The 15,737-nt window shown below is 43.1% G+C and carries 26 protein-coding genes; all 26 read left to right on the top strand.

Annotation, left to right across the window (positions count from 1 at the left end):
• Window positions 1-15 precede the first annotated feature (15 nt).
• The gene (locus tag ACXAEY_RS21105) at window positions 16-201 is read left to right on the top strand and encodes a type Z 30S ribosomal protein S14 (protein ID WP_224885207.1); all 186 of its coding nucleotides are present in this window, start codon (window positions 16-18) and stop codon (window positions 199-201) included.
• Window positions 202-230: 29 nt separating this feature from the next.
• Window positions 231-629: a 30S ribosomal protein S8 gene (gene rpsH / locus ACXAEY_RS21100; RefSeq protein WP_224885205.1), complete on the top strand. Its 399-nt coding sequence runs from the start codon at window positions 231-233 to the stop codon at window positions 627-629.
• A 28-nt stretch (window positions 630-657) separates the two neighbouring features.
• A complete protein-coding gene (gene rplF, locus ACXAEY_RS21095) occupies window positions 658-1,194 on the top strand; it encodes a 50S ribosomal protein L6 (protein WP_270182796.1) in 537 nt (178 codons plus the stop codon).
• Between the two features lie 31 nt (window positions 1,195-1,225).
• Window positions 1,226-1,588 (top strand): 50S ribosomal protein L18, encoded by a 363-nt coding sequence (rplR, locus tag ACXAEY_RS21090; protein WP_270182797.1) that lies wholly within the window; start codon window positions 1,226-1,228, stop codon window positions 1,586-1,588.
• Window positions 1,589-1,606: 18 nt separating this feature from the next.
• Window positions 1,607-2,107 (top strand): 30S ribosomal protein S5, encoded by a 501-nt coding sequence (rpsE, locus tag ACXAEY_RS21085; RefSeq protein ID WP_048313339.1) that lies wholly within the window; start codon window positions 1,607-1,609, stop codon window positions 2,105-2,107.
• 14 nt (window positions 2,108-2,121) lie between these two features.
• Entirely contained in the window at window positions 2,122-2,310 is a 189-nt protein-coding gene (rpmD, locus tag ACXAEY_RS21080; protein ID WP_270182798.1) for a 50S ribosomal protein L30, read from the top strand.
• Window positions 2,311-2,339: 29 nt separating this feature from the next.
• Window positions 2,340-2,780, top strand: coding sequence for a 50S ribosomal protein L15 (rplO, locus tag ACXAEY_RS21075; protein ID WP_270182799.1), 441 nt, complete (start codon window positions 2,340-2,342; stop codon window positions 2,778-2,780).
• Window positions 2,780-4,075, top strand: coding sequence for a preprotein translocase subunit SecY (gene secY / locus ACXAEY_RS21070; protein ID WP_270182800.1), 1,296 nt, complete (start codon window positions 2,780-2,782; stop codon window positions 4,073-4,075). Before rplO ends, secY begins: the two co-directional genes overlap by 1 nt.
• A 66-nt stretch (window positions 4,076-4,141) precedes the next feature.
• Window positions 4,142-4,792, top strand: a complete 651-nt coding sequence (locus ACXAEY_RS21065; RefSeq protein ID WP_270182801.1) for an adenylate kinase — start codon at window positions 4,142-4,144, stop codon at window positions 4,790-4,792.
• Entirely contained in the window at window positions 4,792-5,538 is a 747-nt protein-coding gene (gene map, locus ACXAEY_RS21060) for a type I methionyl aminopeptidase (RefSeq protein ID WP_270182802.1), read from the top strand. Before ACXAEY_RS21065 ends, map begins: the two co-directional genes overlap by 1 nt.
• A 16-nt stretch (window positions 5,539-5,554) precedes the next feature.
• Window positions 5,555-5,875, top strand: a complete 321-nt coding sequence (locus tag ACXAEY_RS21055) for a KOW domain-containing RNA-binding protein (RefSeq protein ID WP_270182803.1) — start codon at window positions 5,555-5,557, stop codon at window positions 5,873-5,875.
• Window positions 5,868-6,086 carry a translation initiation factor IF-1 gene (infA, locus tag ACXAEY_RS21050; RefSeq protein WP_113808059.1) on the top strand — a complete coding sequence of 73 codons (219 nt, stop codon included), beginning with the start codon at window positions 5,868-5,870 and terminating at the stop codon, window positions 6,084-6,086. The genes ACXAEY_RS21055 and infA overlap by 8 nt, the downstream gene beginning before the upstream one ends.
• 36 nt (window positions 6,087-6,122) lie before the next feature.
• Window positions 6,123-6,236: a 50S ribosomal protein L36 gene (gene rpmJ / locus ACXAEY_RS21045; protein WP_036787716.1), complete on the top strand. Its 114-nt coding sequence runs from the start codon at window positions 6,123-6,125 to the stop codon at window positions 6,234-6,236.
• A gap of 21 nt (window positions 6,237-6,257) precedes the next feature.
• Window positions 6,258-6,623, top strand: a complete 366-nt coding sequence (gene rpsM / locus ACXAEY_RS21040; protein WP_270182804.1) for a 30S ribosomal protein S13 — start codon at window positions 6,258-6,260, stop codon at window positions 6,621-6,623.
• A 17-nt stretch (window positions 6,624-6,640) separates the two neighbouring features.
• Entirely contained in the window at window positions 6,641-7,036 is a 396-nt protein-coding gene (gene rpsK, locus ACXAEY_RS21035; protein ID WP_270182805.1) for a 30S ribosomal protein S11, read from the top strand.
• 241 nt (window positions 7,037-7,277) lie between these two features.
• Window positions 7,278-8,222, top strand: coding sequence for a DNA-directed RNA polymerase subunit alpha (locus ACXAEY_RS21030; protein WP_224885182.1), 945 nt, complete (start codon window positions 7,278-7,280; stop codon window positions 8,220-8,222).
• Between the two features lie 47 nt (window positions 8,223-8,269).
• A complete protein-coding gene (gene rplQ / locus ACXAEY_RS21025; protein ID WP_270182806.1) occupies window positions 8,270-8,632 on the top strand; it encodes a 50S ribosomal protein L17 in 363 nt (120 codons plus the stop codon).
• 308 nt (window positions 8,633-8,940) lie between these two features.
• Window positions 8,941-9,780 carry an energy-coupling factor ABC transporter ATP-binding protein gene (locus ACXAEY_RS21020; protein WP_270182807.1) on the top strand — a complete coding sequence of 280 codons (840 nt, stop codon included), beginning with the start codon at window positions 8,941-8,943 and terminating at the stop codon, window positions 9,778-9,780.
• Window positions 9,756-10,625, top strand: a complete 870-nt coding sequence (locus ACXAEY_RS21015; RefSeq protein WP_474814642.1) for an energy-coupling factor ABC transporter ATP-binding protein — start codon at window positions 9,756-9,758, stop codon at window positions 10,623-10,625. The genes ACXAEY_RS21020 and ACXAEY_RS21015 overlap by 25 nt, the downstream gene beginning before the upstream one ends.
• A complete protein-coding gene (locus ACXAEY_RS21010) occupies window positions 10,622-11,419 on the top strand; it encodes an energy-coupling factor transporter transmembrane component T family protein (RefSeq protein WP_474814640.1) in 798 nt (265 codons plus the stop codon). Before ACXAEY_RS21015 ends, ACXAEY_RS21010 begins: the two co-directional genes overlap by 4 nt.
• Before the next feature lie 10 nt (window positions 11,420-11,429).
• A complete protein-coding gene (gene truA, locus ACXAEY_RS21005) occupies window positions 11,430-12,173 on the top strand; it encodes a tRNA pseudouridine(38-40) synthase TruA (protein ID WP_474814638.1) in 744 nt (247 codons plus the stop codon).
• A gap of 164 nt (window positions 12,174-12,337) precedes the next feature.
• Window positions 12,338-12,775: a 50S ribosomal protein L13 gene (gene rplM / locus ACXAEY_RS21000; protein ID WP_270182811.1), complete on the top strand. Its 438-nt coding sequence runs from the start codon at window positions 12,338-12,340 to the stop codon at window positions 12,773-12,775.
• Between the two features lie 18 nt (window positions 12,776-12,793).
• On the top strand, window positions 12,794-13,186 hold the full coding sequence (rpsI, locus tag ACXAEY_RS20995) for a 30S ribosomal protein S9 (RefSeq protein WP_270182812.1): 393 nt from the start codon (window positions 12,794-12,796) through the stop codon (window positions 13,184-13,186).
• Between the two features lie 184 nt (window positions 13,187-13,370).
• Window positions 13,371-13,799: a DUF2521 family protein gene (locus tag ACXAEY_RS20990; RefSeq protein ID WP_270182821.1), complete on the top strand. Its 429-nt coding sequence runs from the start codon at window positions 13,371-13,373 to the stop codon at window positions 13,797-13,799.
• A gap of 85 nt (window positions 13,800-13,884) precedes the next feature.
• Entirely contained in the window at window positions 13,885-14,598 is a 714-nt protein-coding gene (gene cwlD / locus ACXAEY_RS20985) for an N-acetylmuramoyl-L-alanine amidase CwlD (RefSeq protein ID WP_270182813.1), read from the top strand.
• A gap of 105 nt (window positions 14,599-14,703) precedes the next feature.
• A complete protein-coding gene (locus ACXAEY_RS20980) occupies window positions 14,704-15,735 on the top strand; it encodes a P-loop NTPase (RefSeq protein ID WP_474814636.1) in 1,032 nt (343 codons plus the stop codon).
• The last annotated feature ends 2 nt before the right edge of the window (window positions 15,736-15,737 follow it).

Raw genomic sequence — 15,737 nt, 5'->3', positions numbered from 1 at the left:
TAAGGAGGGAAAATTGTGGCGAAAAAATCAATGATCGCGAAACAAAAGCGCCAAGCTAAGTTTAACGTTCAGGAATACACACGTTGTGAGCGTTGTGGACGTCCTCATTCAGTTATTCGCAAATTTAAGCTTTGCCGTATTTGTTTCCGTGAACTTGCATACAAAGGTCAAATCCCAGGCGTTAAAAAGGCTAGCTGGTAAACCCGAGATAGGGAAGGAGGTAATTACTAATGGTCATGACTGATCCAATTGCAGATATGCTTACACGTATTCGTAACGCAAACACAGTGCGTCACGAAAAACTAGAATTACCTGCATCTAATTCAAAGAGAAACATTGCTGAAATCCTCAAGCGTGAAGGTTTTGTACGCGATGTTGAAATCGTTGAAGACAACAAGCAGGGCATCATCCGTATCTTTCTTAAGTACGGTTCTAACAACGAGCGCGTTATCACTGGCTTAAAGCGAATCAGTAAACCTGGTCTTCGCGTTTACGCTAAAGCTGACGAAGTACCACGCGTACTTGGCGGCCTAGGAATCGCTCTTGTTTCTACTTCTAAAGGAATTATGACGGACAAAGAAGCTCGTCAACAGCAAGTAGGCGGCGAAGTACTCGCTTACGTTTGGTAATTCTTAAAAGCGGAATGGAGGTGTAATTATGTCACGTGTCGGACTTAAACCGATTGAAATCCCAAGTGGTGTAACAATTGATATTAAAGACGACGTTGTAACAGTAAAGGGACCGAAAGGTGAACTTTCTCGTACGTTCAACTCCGATATTAAAGTAACTATCGAAGATAACGTGCTAACTGTTGCTCGTCCTTCAGAAAATAAAGAGCACCGTGCTCTACACGGAACAACTCGCAGCCTGATCGCAAACATGGTTGAAGGTGTGACTAAAGGTTTTGAAAAAGGCCTTGAAATCATCGGGGTTGGTTGGCGTGCTAACAAATCCGGTCAGAAACTAGTGCTTAACGTTGGTTACTCTCACCCAGTTGAGATCGTACCAGAAGAAGGCATCGAAGTTGAAGTTCCTTCAAACACGAAGGTTGTAGTAAAAGGTATCGATAAAGAGCGTGTTGGAGCTGTTGCAGCTAACATCCGTTCAGTACGTCTTCCAGAGCCTTATAAAGGCAAAGGTATCCGTTATGAAGGCGAATATGTTCGTCGTAAAGAAGGTAAAACTGGTAAATAGGTAAAAACCTAGCGGAAAGGAGTGACATTTCATGATCACTAAAGCCGATAAAAACAAAGCGCGTCAAAAAAGACACGCTCGCGTTCGTCGTAACGTATCCGGCACAGCTGAACGTCCTCGTCTAAACGTTTTCCGTTCAAACAAGAACATTTATGCTCAGCTTATTGATGATGTTAAAGGCGTAACTTTGGTATCAGCATCTAGCATGGAGCAAGGAATGGACGTTAACAACGGCGGTAACACTGAGGCTGCTACTAAAGTCGGAGAAGCAATTGCAAAGCGTGCTGTTGAAGCAGGTCATACTGAAGTGGTTTTTGACCGCGGTGGGTATCTATACCACGGACGTGTTAAAGCTCTTGCAGACGCAGCTCGTGAAGCTGGACTGAAATTTTAATAAAAAGGAGGTTAACCCATGCGTAGCATTGATGCTAACAAACTAGAACTTGAAGAACGCGTAGTTACCGTTAACCGTGTAGCGAAAGTTGTAAAAGGTGGACGTCGTTTCCGCTTTGCAGCAATCGTAGTAGTCGGAGATAAAAACGGTCACGTTGGCTTCGGAACTGGTAAAGCGCAGGAAGTTCCTGAAGCAATTCGCAAAGCTATCGAAGATGCGAAGAAGAACTTGATCACTGTTCCTGTTGTTGGAACTACAATCCCTCACCAAATTACAGGTCATTTCGGAGCAGGTAATGTACTATTGAAGCCAGCTTCTGAAGGTACTGGAGTTATCGCTGGTGGACCTGTACGTGCGGTATTAGAACTTGCTGGTGTAGGCGACATTCTATCGAAGTCTCTTGGATCTAACAATCCGATTAACATGGTGCGTGCAACACTTAACGGCCTTGAAAACCTCAAGCGTGCAGAAGACGTTGCAAAGCTTCGTGGAAAATCTGTAGAAGAGCTATTAGGTTAAGGGAGGGATAACAGATGGCTAAGAAATTAGAAATCACCCTCTCACGTAGTGTGATTGGTCGCCCTCAAGACCAACGCGTGACGGTAAAAACTCTTGGACTGAACAAGATGCATCAAACGGTTGTTCATAACGACAACCCTGCTATTCGCGGTATGGTTAACAAGGTATCTCACCTTGTAACTGTTAACGAAATCGATGCATAAAAAATCTATACATTGAGGAGGTGCCCACATTGAAACTACACGAACTAAAACCATCTGAAGGTTCTCGTAAAGAACGCAACAGACTTGGTCGCGGTATTGCAACAGGTAACGGTAAAACATCTGGTCGCGGTCAAAAAGGTCAAAAGTCTCGTTCTGGCGGCGGAGTACGCCCAGGTTTCGAGGGAGGACAGCTTCCGATTTTCAAACGTCTACCGAAACGTGGATTTACAAACATGAACCGTAAAGAGTTCGCGATTGTTAATCTTGATTCGCTAAACCGTTTTGAAGATGGAACTGAAGTATCCCCAGAGCTATTGCTAGAAACTGGCGTTGTCAGCAAAGAAAAAGCTGGAATTAAGATTCTAGGTAATGGTAAGCTAGAGAAAAAGCTTACCGTGAAAGCCCACAAGTTCTCAGCTTCTGCTAAGGAAGCTATTGAAGCGGCAGGCGGAAATACTGAGGTGATCTAATGTTCCAAGCAATCTCCAACATTATGCGCGTAGGTGATATTAGAAACAAAGTCATTTTTACGCTACTCATGCTTGTCGTGTTCCGTATCGGAACATTCATACCGGTTCCTGGTGTGAACAGAGAAGTATTAGAATTTCAAGATCAAATGAGTCTCTTCGGAGTACTCAACACCTTTGGCGGTGGAGCGTTGCAAAACTTCTCCATCTTTGCCATGGGAATCATGCCTTATATCACTGCTTCAATCATTGTGCAGCTTCTACAGATGGATGTCGTCCCTAAGTTTACCGAATGGTCAAAACAGGGCGAAGCCGGGCGTAAAAAGCTCACTCAAGTTACTCGATATGGAACGATCGGTCTTGGATTTATCCAGGGTATCGCGCTATCTATCGGTTTCAACAACATGGTTGGAGGCCAGTTGATTTCAGATGCAGGTTTCTTGACGTACCTTAATATTGCTCTAGTTCTTACAGCCGGAACGGCTTTTTTGATGTGGTTAGGCGAGCAGATTACTGCTAAAGGCGTTGGTAATGGAATTTCCATCATCATCTTTGCCGGAATTGTAGCTGCAATTCCTCCTGGTCTTAACCAGTTGTACGCACAGATGTTTGAAGGAGCGCAAGATGAGCTGTTCATTAACATCGTTACACTTGCTATTATTGCTCTAGCAGCATTAGCGATCGTCGTAGCTGTTATCTTTGTACAGCAAGGTCTACGTAAGATTCCAATCCAATACGCTAAGCGTACTGTTAACCGCAGACAAGTTGGCGGTCAATCAACACACTTACCGATCAAGGTAAATGCAGCAGGTGTTATTCCAGTTATCTTTGCAATTTCACTTATCATTACTCCTCCAACAGTTGCAAGACTGTTCGGAAGTAATTCGGTAACAGATTGGATCGTCAGAATCTTTGATTACACACAGCCTATCGGCATGGTCGTGTATGCGTTACTCATCATTGGCTTTACGTATTTCTATACGTTTGTCCAGGTGAATCCGGAGAAGATGGCAGAGAATCTGAAAAAGCAGGGTGGATATATTCCTGGTATCCGTCCAGGTAATGCTACGGAAACGTACATTACACGCATTCTCTATCGTTTAACATTTGTAGGAGCTCTATTCCTTGCAGTTGTATCGATTATTCCGGTGTTTTTCACAACCGTAGCAGGACTGCCGCAAACGCTGCAAATCGGCGGAACAAGCTTGCTGATCGTTGTTGGGGTAGCGCTTGATACGATGAAGCAAATTGAAAGTCAATTAATTAAACGTCATTATAAAGGCTTTATTAAATCTTGAGGATAAACTGGGAAGAACTTTCTTCCCCTCCTTCATCCTCGATTGGGTGACGTATGGAGGGATTAGATGAATCTAGTATTAATGGGGCTCCCGGGTGTCGGAAAAGGAACCCAGGCAGAAAAGATTGTCGAAAAGTATGGCATCCCTCATATCTCAACAGGAGATATGTTCCGAGCAGCGATTAAAGAAGGAACACCTCTTGGTATAAAAGCAAAAGAGTACATGGATTCCGGAAATCTCGTACCCGATGAAGTAACGATTGGTATAGTACGAGACCGTTTAGGAAAAGATGATTGCGAAAAAGGTTTTCTCCTTGATGGTTTCCCAAGAACAGTAGCTCAGGCAGAAGCTCTTGAGAAGATCCTCTCCGATATGGATAAACAACTAGATTATGTTGTTAATATCGCTGTTGAAGAAGATCAACTTATGAAGAGATTGACTGGGCGTCGTGTTTGTAAGAACTGTGGAGCAACTTATCATGCGATCTTCAATCCTCCAACGGAAGAAGGAGTCTGTGATAAGTGCGGAGGAGAACTTTATCAACGAGATGATGATAAAGAAGAAACTGTACGCACACGCCTCGATGTCAACAAGCAGCAACAGCAACCGTTGTTGACCTTTTATGAAGGCAAAGGCTATCTAAAAACCATTGACGGCAACAAAGACATCAATGTGGTGTTTGAAGACATCGATCAACTCCTCGGAGGGTTGTCGTAATGATTATTTGCAAGACTCCTCGCGAACTTGATATCATGCGAGAGGCGGGCAAAATTGTCGCATTAACGCATCAAGAACTGCAGAAGCACATTAAGCCTGGAGTTACGACAAAAGAGCTGGATACGATTGCCGATCGGTTTATTCGTCAGCTTGATGCAATTCCTTCCTTTAAGGGTTACAATGGATTTACTGGAAGTATCTGCGCTTCTGTAAACGAAGAGCTGGTACATGGTATTCCAGGAGATCGCGTGTTGGCGGAGGGAGATATTATCAGCATCGATATCGGTGCTAAATATAAAGGTTATCATGGCGATTCAGCCTGGACCTATCCTGTTGGCACTATCTCAGAAGAAGACGAACGGTTGTTAAAAGTTACCGAGGAATCGTTATATAAAGGATTGGCTGAGGCGAAAATCGGGAAAAGACTTTCCGACATTTCTCATGCAATTCAAACGTATGCGGAAGCTGAAGGTTTTTCGATCGTACGAGAATATGTTGGTCATGGTGTAGGACAGGACCTTCATGAAGATCCTCAAATTCCTCATTATGGTCCTCCAGGAAAAGGACCTAGGCTCAAACAAGGCATGGTCCTTGCGGTTGAGCCAATGGTGAATATGGGCTCTCGGTATGTTCGGACGCTTTCAGATAACTGGACTGTAGTAACAACTGACGGTAAAAAATGCGCTCACTTTGAGCATACTTTTACTGTTACAGAAGAAGGATATGAAATTTTAACAAAGGCCTAAGTGAAGGTGATGGTTCTTGAAAGAGTCGGAAACCGTGCCCGAGATCGGTCGGATCGTGCGGAACAAACGGGGAAGAGACGCTGAACAATATAGCGTGATTGTTGAACTGATAGATGATCGTTATGTTTTCATCGCAGATGGCGACAAACGAAAATTTGATCGTCCAAAGCGAAAGAACCTCGCACACCTGGAGCTAACGAATTATGTATCCCCTGAGGTAAAGCGAAGTCTTGAGGAAACGAGCCGTGTCACAAATGGCAAGCTGCGTTTCGCGATCTCAAAGTATATGAATGAATATGTCATTGATTTAAAGGAGGGAGAGCAAGTAGATGGCTAAGGAAGATGTTATTGAAATGGAAGGCACAGTTATCGAACCTCTACCGAATGCAATGTTTCGAGTAGAACTCGAAAACGGTCATAAGATCCTTGCTCACGTATCCGGGAAGATACGCATGCATTACATTCGTATTTTGCCAGGCGACAAAGTAACTGTTGAGCTTTCTCCATATGACTTATCACGTGGTCGAATCACGTATCGATATAAATAAAAAGTTAATCTCCGAATACAAGGAGGGTAAAAAACAATGAAGGTAAGACCATCAGTAAAACCAATTTGTGAAAAATGTAAAGTTATTCGCCGTAAAGGTAAAGTAATGGTTATCTGTGATAACCCTAAACACAAGCAAAAACAAGGTTAATATATAAGGAGGTGCAACGTAATGGCACGTATTGCTGGTATTGATGTTCCACGCGAAAAGCGCATCGTAATCGCGTTAACTTACGTATATGGAATCGGTAAAACTACTGCTAAACAAGTCCTAGTTGATGCTGGTGTATCTGAAGATACACGCGTTCGCGACTTGACTGAAGAAGAGCTCGGAAAAATCCGTGAAGAGGTAGACAAGATTAAAGTTGAAGGTGACCTTCGTCGTGAAGTTTCCCTTAACATTAAGCGTCTAATCGAGATCGGTTCATATCGTGGTATTCGCCACCGTCGCGGTCTTCCTGTCCGAGGCCAACATACGAAGAACAACTCTCGTACTCGTAAAGGCCCTCGCCGTACAGTAGCAAACAAGAAGAAGTAAGGGAGGTAAACTAACAAATGGCTAAACAACGTAAAGCTAATACACGTAAAAAGCGTGTCAAAAAGAATATTGAGAGTGGAGTAGCTCACATTCGTTCTACTTTCAATAACACAATCGTAACTATTACTGACACTCACGGAAATGCTGTATCATGGGCTACTTCTGGGAACATGGGCTTCAAAGGTTCTCGTAAGTCTACTCCATTCGCAGCTCAAATGGCTGCAGAAACAGCTGGAAAGACAGCTCAAGAGCATGGCATGAAGACGATCGAAGTTTCCGTTAAAGGCCCTGGTGCTGGTCGTGAAGCTGCTATTCGTGCGCTTCAAGCTGTAGGTCTAGAGGTTACTTCCATCCGTGACGTAACTCCAGTACCTCACAACGGTTGCCGTCCGCCAAAACGTCGTAGAGTATAATTAATAGAGAATTCAAACGTAGATGTTCCCTTAGGGTGAATGCCTGGTTTTGAAAAATCTCTTATAGAAAGATTCAATCTATCGGTATACAATTAATGAACATGTCAATAATGATAATGTATAAATTGTTGACGGTTGACGAATCATAATTAGGTTGTTGGTAATGGAACCGCCTAAAGGGATTATTCGGTTAGACACAATGTCTAACCGAAGTTCGACGTTTTGAAGGAGGGTTTGTTGGATGATCGAAATCGAAAAGCCAAAAATTGAAGCGGTAGCTATCAACGAGGATGCTAAATACGGAAAGTTTGTTGTAGAACCATTAGAACGTGGTTATGGAACTACACTAGGGAACTCCCTACGTCGTATCTTGTTATCATCTCTTCCAGGTGCCGCTGTGACATCCGTGCAAATTGAAGGAGTACTCCATGAGTTCTCTACAATTGAAGGTGTACACGAAGATGTAACTACTATTATTCTCAATCTTAAGAAGCTAGCAATGAAAATCTACTCTGAAGAAGAGAAAACATTAGTAGTTGATGTGCAGGGCCCTGGAACGGTAACAGCTGGTGATATTACTCATGACAGCGACGTGGAGATCTTAAACCCTGACCTTCATATTGCTACCCTTTCTGCAAGTGCTCGCTTCCACATGAGAATTACTGCAATTCGTGGAAGAGGTTATGTACAAGCGGAAGGAAACAAGAATGATGAACAGCCAATTGGTGTAATTCCAGTTGACTCGATCTTCACTCCTGTTTCTCGTGTGAACTACCAGGTTGAGAACACTCGTGTCGGCCAGGTAACAAACTATGACAAACTAACCCTCGACGTTTGGACAGATGGAAGCATTCGACCTGAAGAAGCGGTATCGTTAGGTGCAAAGATTTTAAATGAACATTTAAATATTTTTGTTGGCTTAACGGATCAGGCTCAAAATGCTGAAATCATGGTCGAAAAAGAAGAGGACCAAAAAGAGAAAGTGCTTGAGATGACAATCGAAGAGCTCGATCTCTCAGTTCGCTCATATAACTGCCTGAAACGTGCTGGCATTAATACTGTCCAGGAACTTACTCATAAGTCTGAAGAAGACATGATGAAAGTTCGTAACCTAGGACGTAAATCTTTAGAAGAGGTTCAAGAGAAGCTTGAAGAGCTTGGACTTGGACTACGCAACGAAGAATAGATATACAAAGTTGTTGATCTAAGAAACAACAAAGGAGGGAATACTTCATGGCATACCAAAAGTTAGGTCGTACAAGTGATACGCGTAAAGCGTTATTCCGTGACCTTGTTACAGATTTGATCATTAATGAACGTATTGAAACTACAGAATCGAAAGCAAAAGAGCTTCGTTCTTTCATCGACAAAATGATTACACTTGGTAAGCGCGGTGATCTTCACGCTCGCCGTCAAGCAGCTTCTTTCGTACGTAACGAAATCGCGGACAAAGAAACTGGCCAAGACGCACTACAAAAACTATTCAGCGATATCGCTACTCGTTATGCAGAGCGCCAAGGTGGTTACACTCGTATCCGCAAACTTGGACCTCGCCGCGGTGACGGTGCTGAAATGGTCATCATTGAGCTAGTCTAAATCGCACTTTATTAAAAAGGGCGGGACAGGATCTCGACTATGGATACTGATTCTATGCCCTTTTTTAGTGCGTTTTTTTAATTCGCACGATAATGTTTTAAAAGAGTGGTAGCATGCTGGTTGCCATTATGAAAGCCTGGCAGACGCCAGGCTTTTTTTACTAACACCTTAGAAGGTATTGCTTCTAGTGAAGGGTATCTTATGCTGATAGGAAAAAGTGGCGGTGTAAAAGACCCGCCATTTTTTCGCACCAGCATACGTATAGAGTTGGTTATACTAGCAGAGACATAGAGTCAGGAGGAACGAATATGAGCGATTTAATATCCGTTCAAAACGTATCATTTCGTTATCAAGAAGAGCAGCCTTACGTGCTTAATAACGTTTCATTAACAGTTCAGAAAGGTGAGTGGCTTGCGATCGTAGGTCATAACGGCTCAGGAAAATCTACGTTAGCCAGACACCTGAATGGCTTGTTACAGCCTGAGAAGGGTGACGTTCTTGTCGAAGGATACAATAGTAGAGATGAGGAAAGTATTTGGGAAGTAAGAAGAAGAGTTGGTATCGTTTTTCAGAACCCAGATAATCAATTCGTTGGTACTTCAGTAAGAGATGACGTAGCGTTTGGTCTTGAGAACAATGGTGTTCCTCGAGATGAGATGATTGAACGCATCACCGAAAGTATCAAGAGAGTGAAGATGGAAGAATACATGGACCAGGAGCCTCATCGTTTATCAGGTGGGCAAAAGCAAAGGGTAGCGATAGCTGGAATTGTGGCTTTACGGCCATCGATCGTTATTCTCGATGAAGCTACTTCGATGCTTGACCCTGCAGGAAGAAAAGAAGTGCTAGAAACGATGAGAGAGTTGAAAGAGGAAGAAGGAATGACTGTAATCTCGATCACACACGATCTTGAAGAGGCTGCAAAAGCAGATCGAATGATCGTGATGAATAAGGGTGAGGTCATTGATGAAGGACTTCCGAAAGACATCTTTCAAAAAGGGGATATGCTAGAGGAAATCGGTCTTGATTTGCCATTTCCTTTACAGATGCACCGTGCATTGAAAGAGAGAGGATTTCCTCTTGATTCGCTCACACTATCACAGGAGGAACTGGTAGACGAGATATGGACATTACAATCAAAGATTTAGAACATTTATATAGTAAAGGCACACCGTTTGAAAGGATCGCATTAAAAGATGTGGACCTTTCTATTAAGCAAGGGACGTTTCTCTCCATAATTGGACATACAGGTTCAGGAAAGTCCACTCTCATTCAACATTTAAATGGACTTTTAAAACCTACTTCAGGAAGTATCCAAATTGGAGATTTCCATATTAAATCGGGAGAAAAGGAAAAGCGTCTCAAAGACTTGAGAAAACATGTGGGTGTTGTTTTTCAGTACCCAGAACATCAGTTGTTTGAGGAAACAATTGAAAAAGACATTATTTTTGGTCCAATGAATTTTGGAGTAGCAGAAGATGAAGCAAAGAAGCGCGCTGCACATCTGATTGACCTTGTTGGACTCGATCAGTCCTTTTTGCAGCGTTCACCGTTTGACTTAAGTGGAGGTCAGATGAGGAGAGTAGCGATCGCAGGTGTGCTATCGATGAAACCTTCTATCCTTATTCTCGATGAGCCAACTGCAGGTCTCGACCCACGTGGAAGAAAAGAGATCATGGAATTGTTTTATCGACTGCATAATGAAGAGAACCTTACTACGATTCTCGTGACTCACAGCATGGAAGATGCAGCACGGTATTCTGACCAAATCGTCATCATGGAAAAAGGCACGGTTGCTCTTCAAGGTACGCCGGTAGAGGTCTTCAGTGATGCAGATGCTCTCACAGCTCTAAGCCTAGATGTTCCTGAGACGATGCAGTTTATTCACCGTCTTGAAACGCGGTTTGGTACGAGTCTTCCAAAGAGTGTTTTCACGTTAGAAAAAACGGTTGAAGCGGCTGTCTCCCTTCTTAGAAAGGAGGAGCGCTCATGATGCAAAACATTATTATTGGTCAATATGTACCTGGAAAATCATATGTTCACAACCTTGATCCCAGAGCGAAACTATTAACAACGTTTTTGTTCGTTATTATTGTCTTTCTTGCGAATAACTGGATTTCATATGCATTACTCGGCGCGTTCACGTTGAGTGCGATTGGGGTATCGCGCATTCCAATACGGTTTATCTATAATGGGTTGAAGCCAATTCTATTGATCATTATACTAACCTTTCTTCTTCATGTGTTTTTAACAAAAGAGGGTCCACTGCTTTTCAGTCTAGGATTTATCGAGGTGTACCAGGGAGGCGTTGAGCAGGGGGTATTCATTTCCATGAGACTCTTGTTTCTCATTATGATCACCTCTCTCCTCACCTTAACGACAACACCTATCGATATAACGGTAGGACTTGAAACCCTTCTTGGACCATTTAAACGATTTGGCCTTCCAGTCCATGAATTTGCGCTCATGATGTCGATCGCGCTTCGCTTCATTCCGACACTTCTTGAAGAGACGGAGAAAATCATGAAGGCACAGGCTGCACGAGGTGCGCAGTTCTCTACTGGTCCGATCAAGGAGAGGCTTAAAAGTATCGTACCTTTACTCGTTCCTTTGTTTGTTAGTGCGTTTAAGCGTGCAGAGGACCTCGCGATGGCGATGGAAGCGAGAGGGTATCGAGGCGGTGAAGGAAGAACGAGTATCCGCTTGTTAAAATGGGATGCAAAGGATAGTCTATTGTTCGTATTCCTTCTGTTGCTCACAACTGCTTTGATTTTGTTAAGGAGCTAGGGAGGATAGGATGACTAGGATAAAATTAAAGATTTCATATGACGGCACCGCTTTTAACGGTTATCAGATTCAGCCTAACGGACGTACTGTTCAAGAAGAACTGCAAAGAGCACTGCAGAAGGTTCATAAAGGTAAGACCGTGCACGTAACGGGTTCAGGGAGAACGGATGCTGGTGTCCATGCAGCGGGGCAAGTCGTGCACTTCGATACAGACCTCGCTATTCCGCTTGATCGGTGGCCGAAAGCATTGAATACACTCCTTCCGAACGATGTGAGAGTTCTTGAAGCAGACGAGGTTTCTTCCACGTTTCATGCAAGGTACGATGTTGTACGGAAGTCATATGTCTATCGTGTTGATAACGATAAAACACCTAATGTTTTTCGAAGGAACTTTGCTCTGCATGAGCCACGCACTCTTAATGTGTCGGCAATGAAGGAGGCTGCAGCACTGCTTATCGGAGAACATGACTTTACTTCGTTCTGTTCAGCACGATCTGAAGTCAAAGATAAAGTTCGAGAGCTGTACAAGATCGAAATCGAAGTGGTGAATAACGAAATTACTTTCCTATTTGAAGGCAACGGCTTTTTATATAATATGGTGCGAATCTTAACGGGTACCCTCTTAGAGGTAGGAAGAGGCGAAAGAGGCACAGAAGAAGTGGTCGAGATCTTAAAGGCAAAGAACCGCGATGTAGCTGGAAAAACCGCTTCTCCACAAGGGCTATATTTGTGGGAAGTCAATTATTGTAATTAATAAGTTATTGATTTAAATAACCTTGACATTTGCCCTTGTTTGTTATAAGATATTCTTTGGTATTTCTACATCCACTAGCCCCGGATTTAGAAATCTAACTGACAACCGACAAATAATTTTAGGCAGTTTTTAAAATACATGGAATGATTTTAGGAGGGAAACTCATGCGTACGACATTTATGGCAAAAGGCCACGAAGTAGAACGCAAATGGTATGTCGTTGATGCTGAAGGTCAAACACTTGGCCGTCTTGCAAGTGAAGTAGCAGCGATCCTACGCGGAAAGAATAAACCAACATTTACACCTCACGTTGACACTGGTGATCACGTGATCATCCTTAACGCTGAGAAAATCGAACTTACTGGTAAGAAGCTTACTGACAAGATGTACTACCGTCACAGCGGACACCCAGGTGGTTTGAAATCAAGAACTGCTCTTGAAATGCGTACTAAGCGTTCTGAGCAAATGCTTGAAATTGCGATCAAAGGTATGCTTCCAAAGAATAGCCTTGGACGCCAGATGGCTAAGAAGCTTCACGTATATGCTGGAAGCGAGCACAACCATCAAGCACAAAAGCCTGAAAAATACGAACTAAGAGGATAATAGAAGGAGGGACTCATTTTGGCACAAGTACAATACAACGGCACTGGCCGACGTAAAAACTCTGTAGCTCGCGTACGTCTACTTCCTGGTAACGGACGCATGGTAGTTAACGGTCGTGAACTAGACAACTATTTTGACCTTGAAACACTTAAACTTATCTCTAAGCAGCCACTAGTTGAAACTGGCACTGAAGGCACTTACGATATCTTCGTAAACGTTAAAGGTGGCGGCTTCACAGGACAAGCTGGCGCAATCCGTCACGGAATTGCTCGTGCACTTCTTGAAGCTGATCCAGAATACCGCGGAACTCTTAAGCGCGCTGGATTCCTAACTCGTGATGCTCGTATGAAAGAACGTAAGAAATACGGTCTTAAAGCAGCACGTCGTGCACCTCAGTTCTCAAAGCGTTAATATCTTTACTCAAAAACCTCTGGCATTCGATTGCCGGAGGTTTTTTGCGTTCAGCCAAATCACATACGAAGGTAATTATTCCAAGATGCCTGAATGAATTACCAGTAGCATTTCCGAATACTCTCTCTTGCTCGTTGAACACTAAATGGTAAAGAGCAGTGAGAGGGTGAATGACTTGGATAATGTGATTACAGTATTTAAAGAAAGACAGAGACATAAGCGGATCGAATTCGAGCGGCGTATTTTGACAGAGGTGTCCCTTACTGAACTAACTGAGGATATAAAAGAAATGTTTTCTCCATTCTTTTCTGATGCGATTATTTATAAAGGTGATGTAGAAAACGTGTGTATCGATATTGCGATCGAGGCATACTTACTCGGAGCAGAATACAGTAAGTTTTCAAGTCATGGGGAGCCGATGAGAAAGGTTCAGGAGAGGTGTTTCCTGTTAGAGAAGGCTTTGATCGAAGCGCTTTTTGAGTATTGGACCTTCTGGCGTTCAAGCAGTGGATATGAAGACTCCCTTCAGATCGCATGTGACGTATTTGTTTCAAATTGGTGGAAGAAGGGCTATGAAAAAGGGGTTATGAGACGGCGTCTTCGCCTTCACTAACTTCTTAAAGCAATTCAATACTATTTCCTTCACTCGTCCCATATAAATAAAAATAGGACAGGGAGAAGGGCGGTGTTGGAACAGTATGAAGAAATGGTGGAAGCGGCTAGGTGTTGCAGCCGGTGTTCTCGTTTTACTTTTTATCATCAATTATAAGTTTGCCATCGACCATTCATGGGATGCCTGGCACTTGCCGTTATCTGGTCAAGTAATCGTGATCGACCCAGGACATGGCGGTCCTGATGGTGGAGCGGTAGGGAACAACGTCGTTGAAAAAGATATTTCTCTAGACATTTCTCTCAAGTTACGTGATTACTTGCAAGAAGCGGGGGCACTCGTCATCATGACGCGTGAGACGGATACGGATTTAGCATCTGAAGGAACAAGGGGACTTAGCAACAGGAAGGCTGAAGATCTTAGAAAGCGCGTTGAAATAATCAATGACTCAAGCAATGATATGTTCATAAGCATACATCTTAATGCGATCCCTTCTTCTAAATGGAGCGGCGCACAAACGTTTTATAATCCTGCGAATGAAGATAGTAAAGCTTTATCTCGCTTTATTCAATCCGAAATTAAGCGAAATCTTGAGAATACAAACCGATTTGCGAAGAACTTAGATAGTGTTTATTTACTAAGAGAGGCTGATATCACGGGATCACTCGTCGAAGTTGGCTTTTTATCAAATCCGACCGAGCGAGAATTACTGAAAACGGAGACGTACCAAAACAAAGTCGCTGCTTCGATTTATCAAGGCATCGTTAGATTTTCAACAAATGAACCAGTACCTGAAGAGTAGGTGCTGGTTTTTTATTTAGTAAAGCATGCAAGCGCTACTCTCTGAATGCCTGAGAACATATGTTATACTAGCAATGTAATCGAATTCAAAGAAGGTGGTGCCCCAATGTTAACGAAAGATCAGGTCGTTGAATTATTAAATAAGGTGCAAGATCCTATCTTACATAAAAGTATTACAATTCGTGATGTGAAAACGAAGGAAGGCTATGTAAGTGTCAAAGTAGCACTTGCTCAAACTGAAAATGCTGAACAAATGAAGGTGCAGCAAGAAATCGTAAATATTCTAAAAGGAGCCGGCGCAGAGTCAGTTGGGTTACGTTTTGAGCAGCTTGCAGATGATGAGCTGCCTGAAGGAGCGTCTGCAAATCCGGATTTACCTCCTTTGTTATCTCCTGAAAGCAAAACTCAGTTTATCGCTGTAGCTAGTGGTAAAGGTGGGGTGGGTAAATCCACTGTAACGGTTAACCTTGCAACATCACTAGCGAGATTGGGTAAGAAAGTCGGCGTCATCGATGCAGATATTTATGGGTTTAGCGTTCCAGATATGATGGGTATTGAAACTCGTCCAAAGGTCGTATCGGAGAAAATCTATCCGGTAGAACGTTTTGGCGTGAAGGTAATGTCGATGGCGTTCTTCGTTGAAGATAATGCCCCTGTCATCTGGCGCGGACCTATGCTTGGGAAAATGTTGAACAACTTCTTTAGTGAAGTAGAGTGGGGAGAGCTTGATTATCTACTTCTTGATCTTCCTCCAGGTACAGGGGACGTAGCATTAGATGTCCACACGATGTTACCTGCTTCGAAAGAGATCATCGTAACCACTCCACATGCAACGGCAGCATTTGTAGCGGCTAGAGCGGGTGCGATGGCTTTGAAAACAAAGCATGAAGTTCTCGGAGTAGTCGAAAACATGGCTTACTTTGAAAGTAAAGTAACTGGTGAGAAAGAATATGTATTTGGTCAGGGAGGCGGAGAGAAGCTTGCTTCTGAACTATCCACCGATTTACTAGGTAAGCTGCCTTTAGGTCAACCTGATTATGATGAAGAGGACTTTGCTCCATCTATTTATCAAACGGATCACCCGATTGGAAAACAATATTTAGAGATTGCAAAAGAAATCATCACCAAAACGCAGTAACA

It is taken from the genome of Anaerobacillus sp. ABA4_114 (assembly GCF_056159065.1).
The sequence above is the reverse complement of the archived record's forward strand: the minus strand, read 5'-3'. Positions and strand labels throughout refer to the sequence as shown.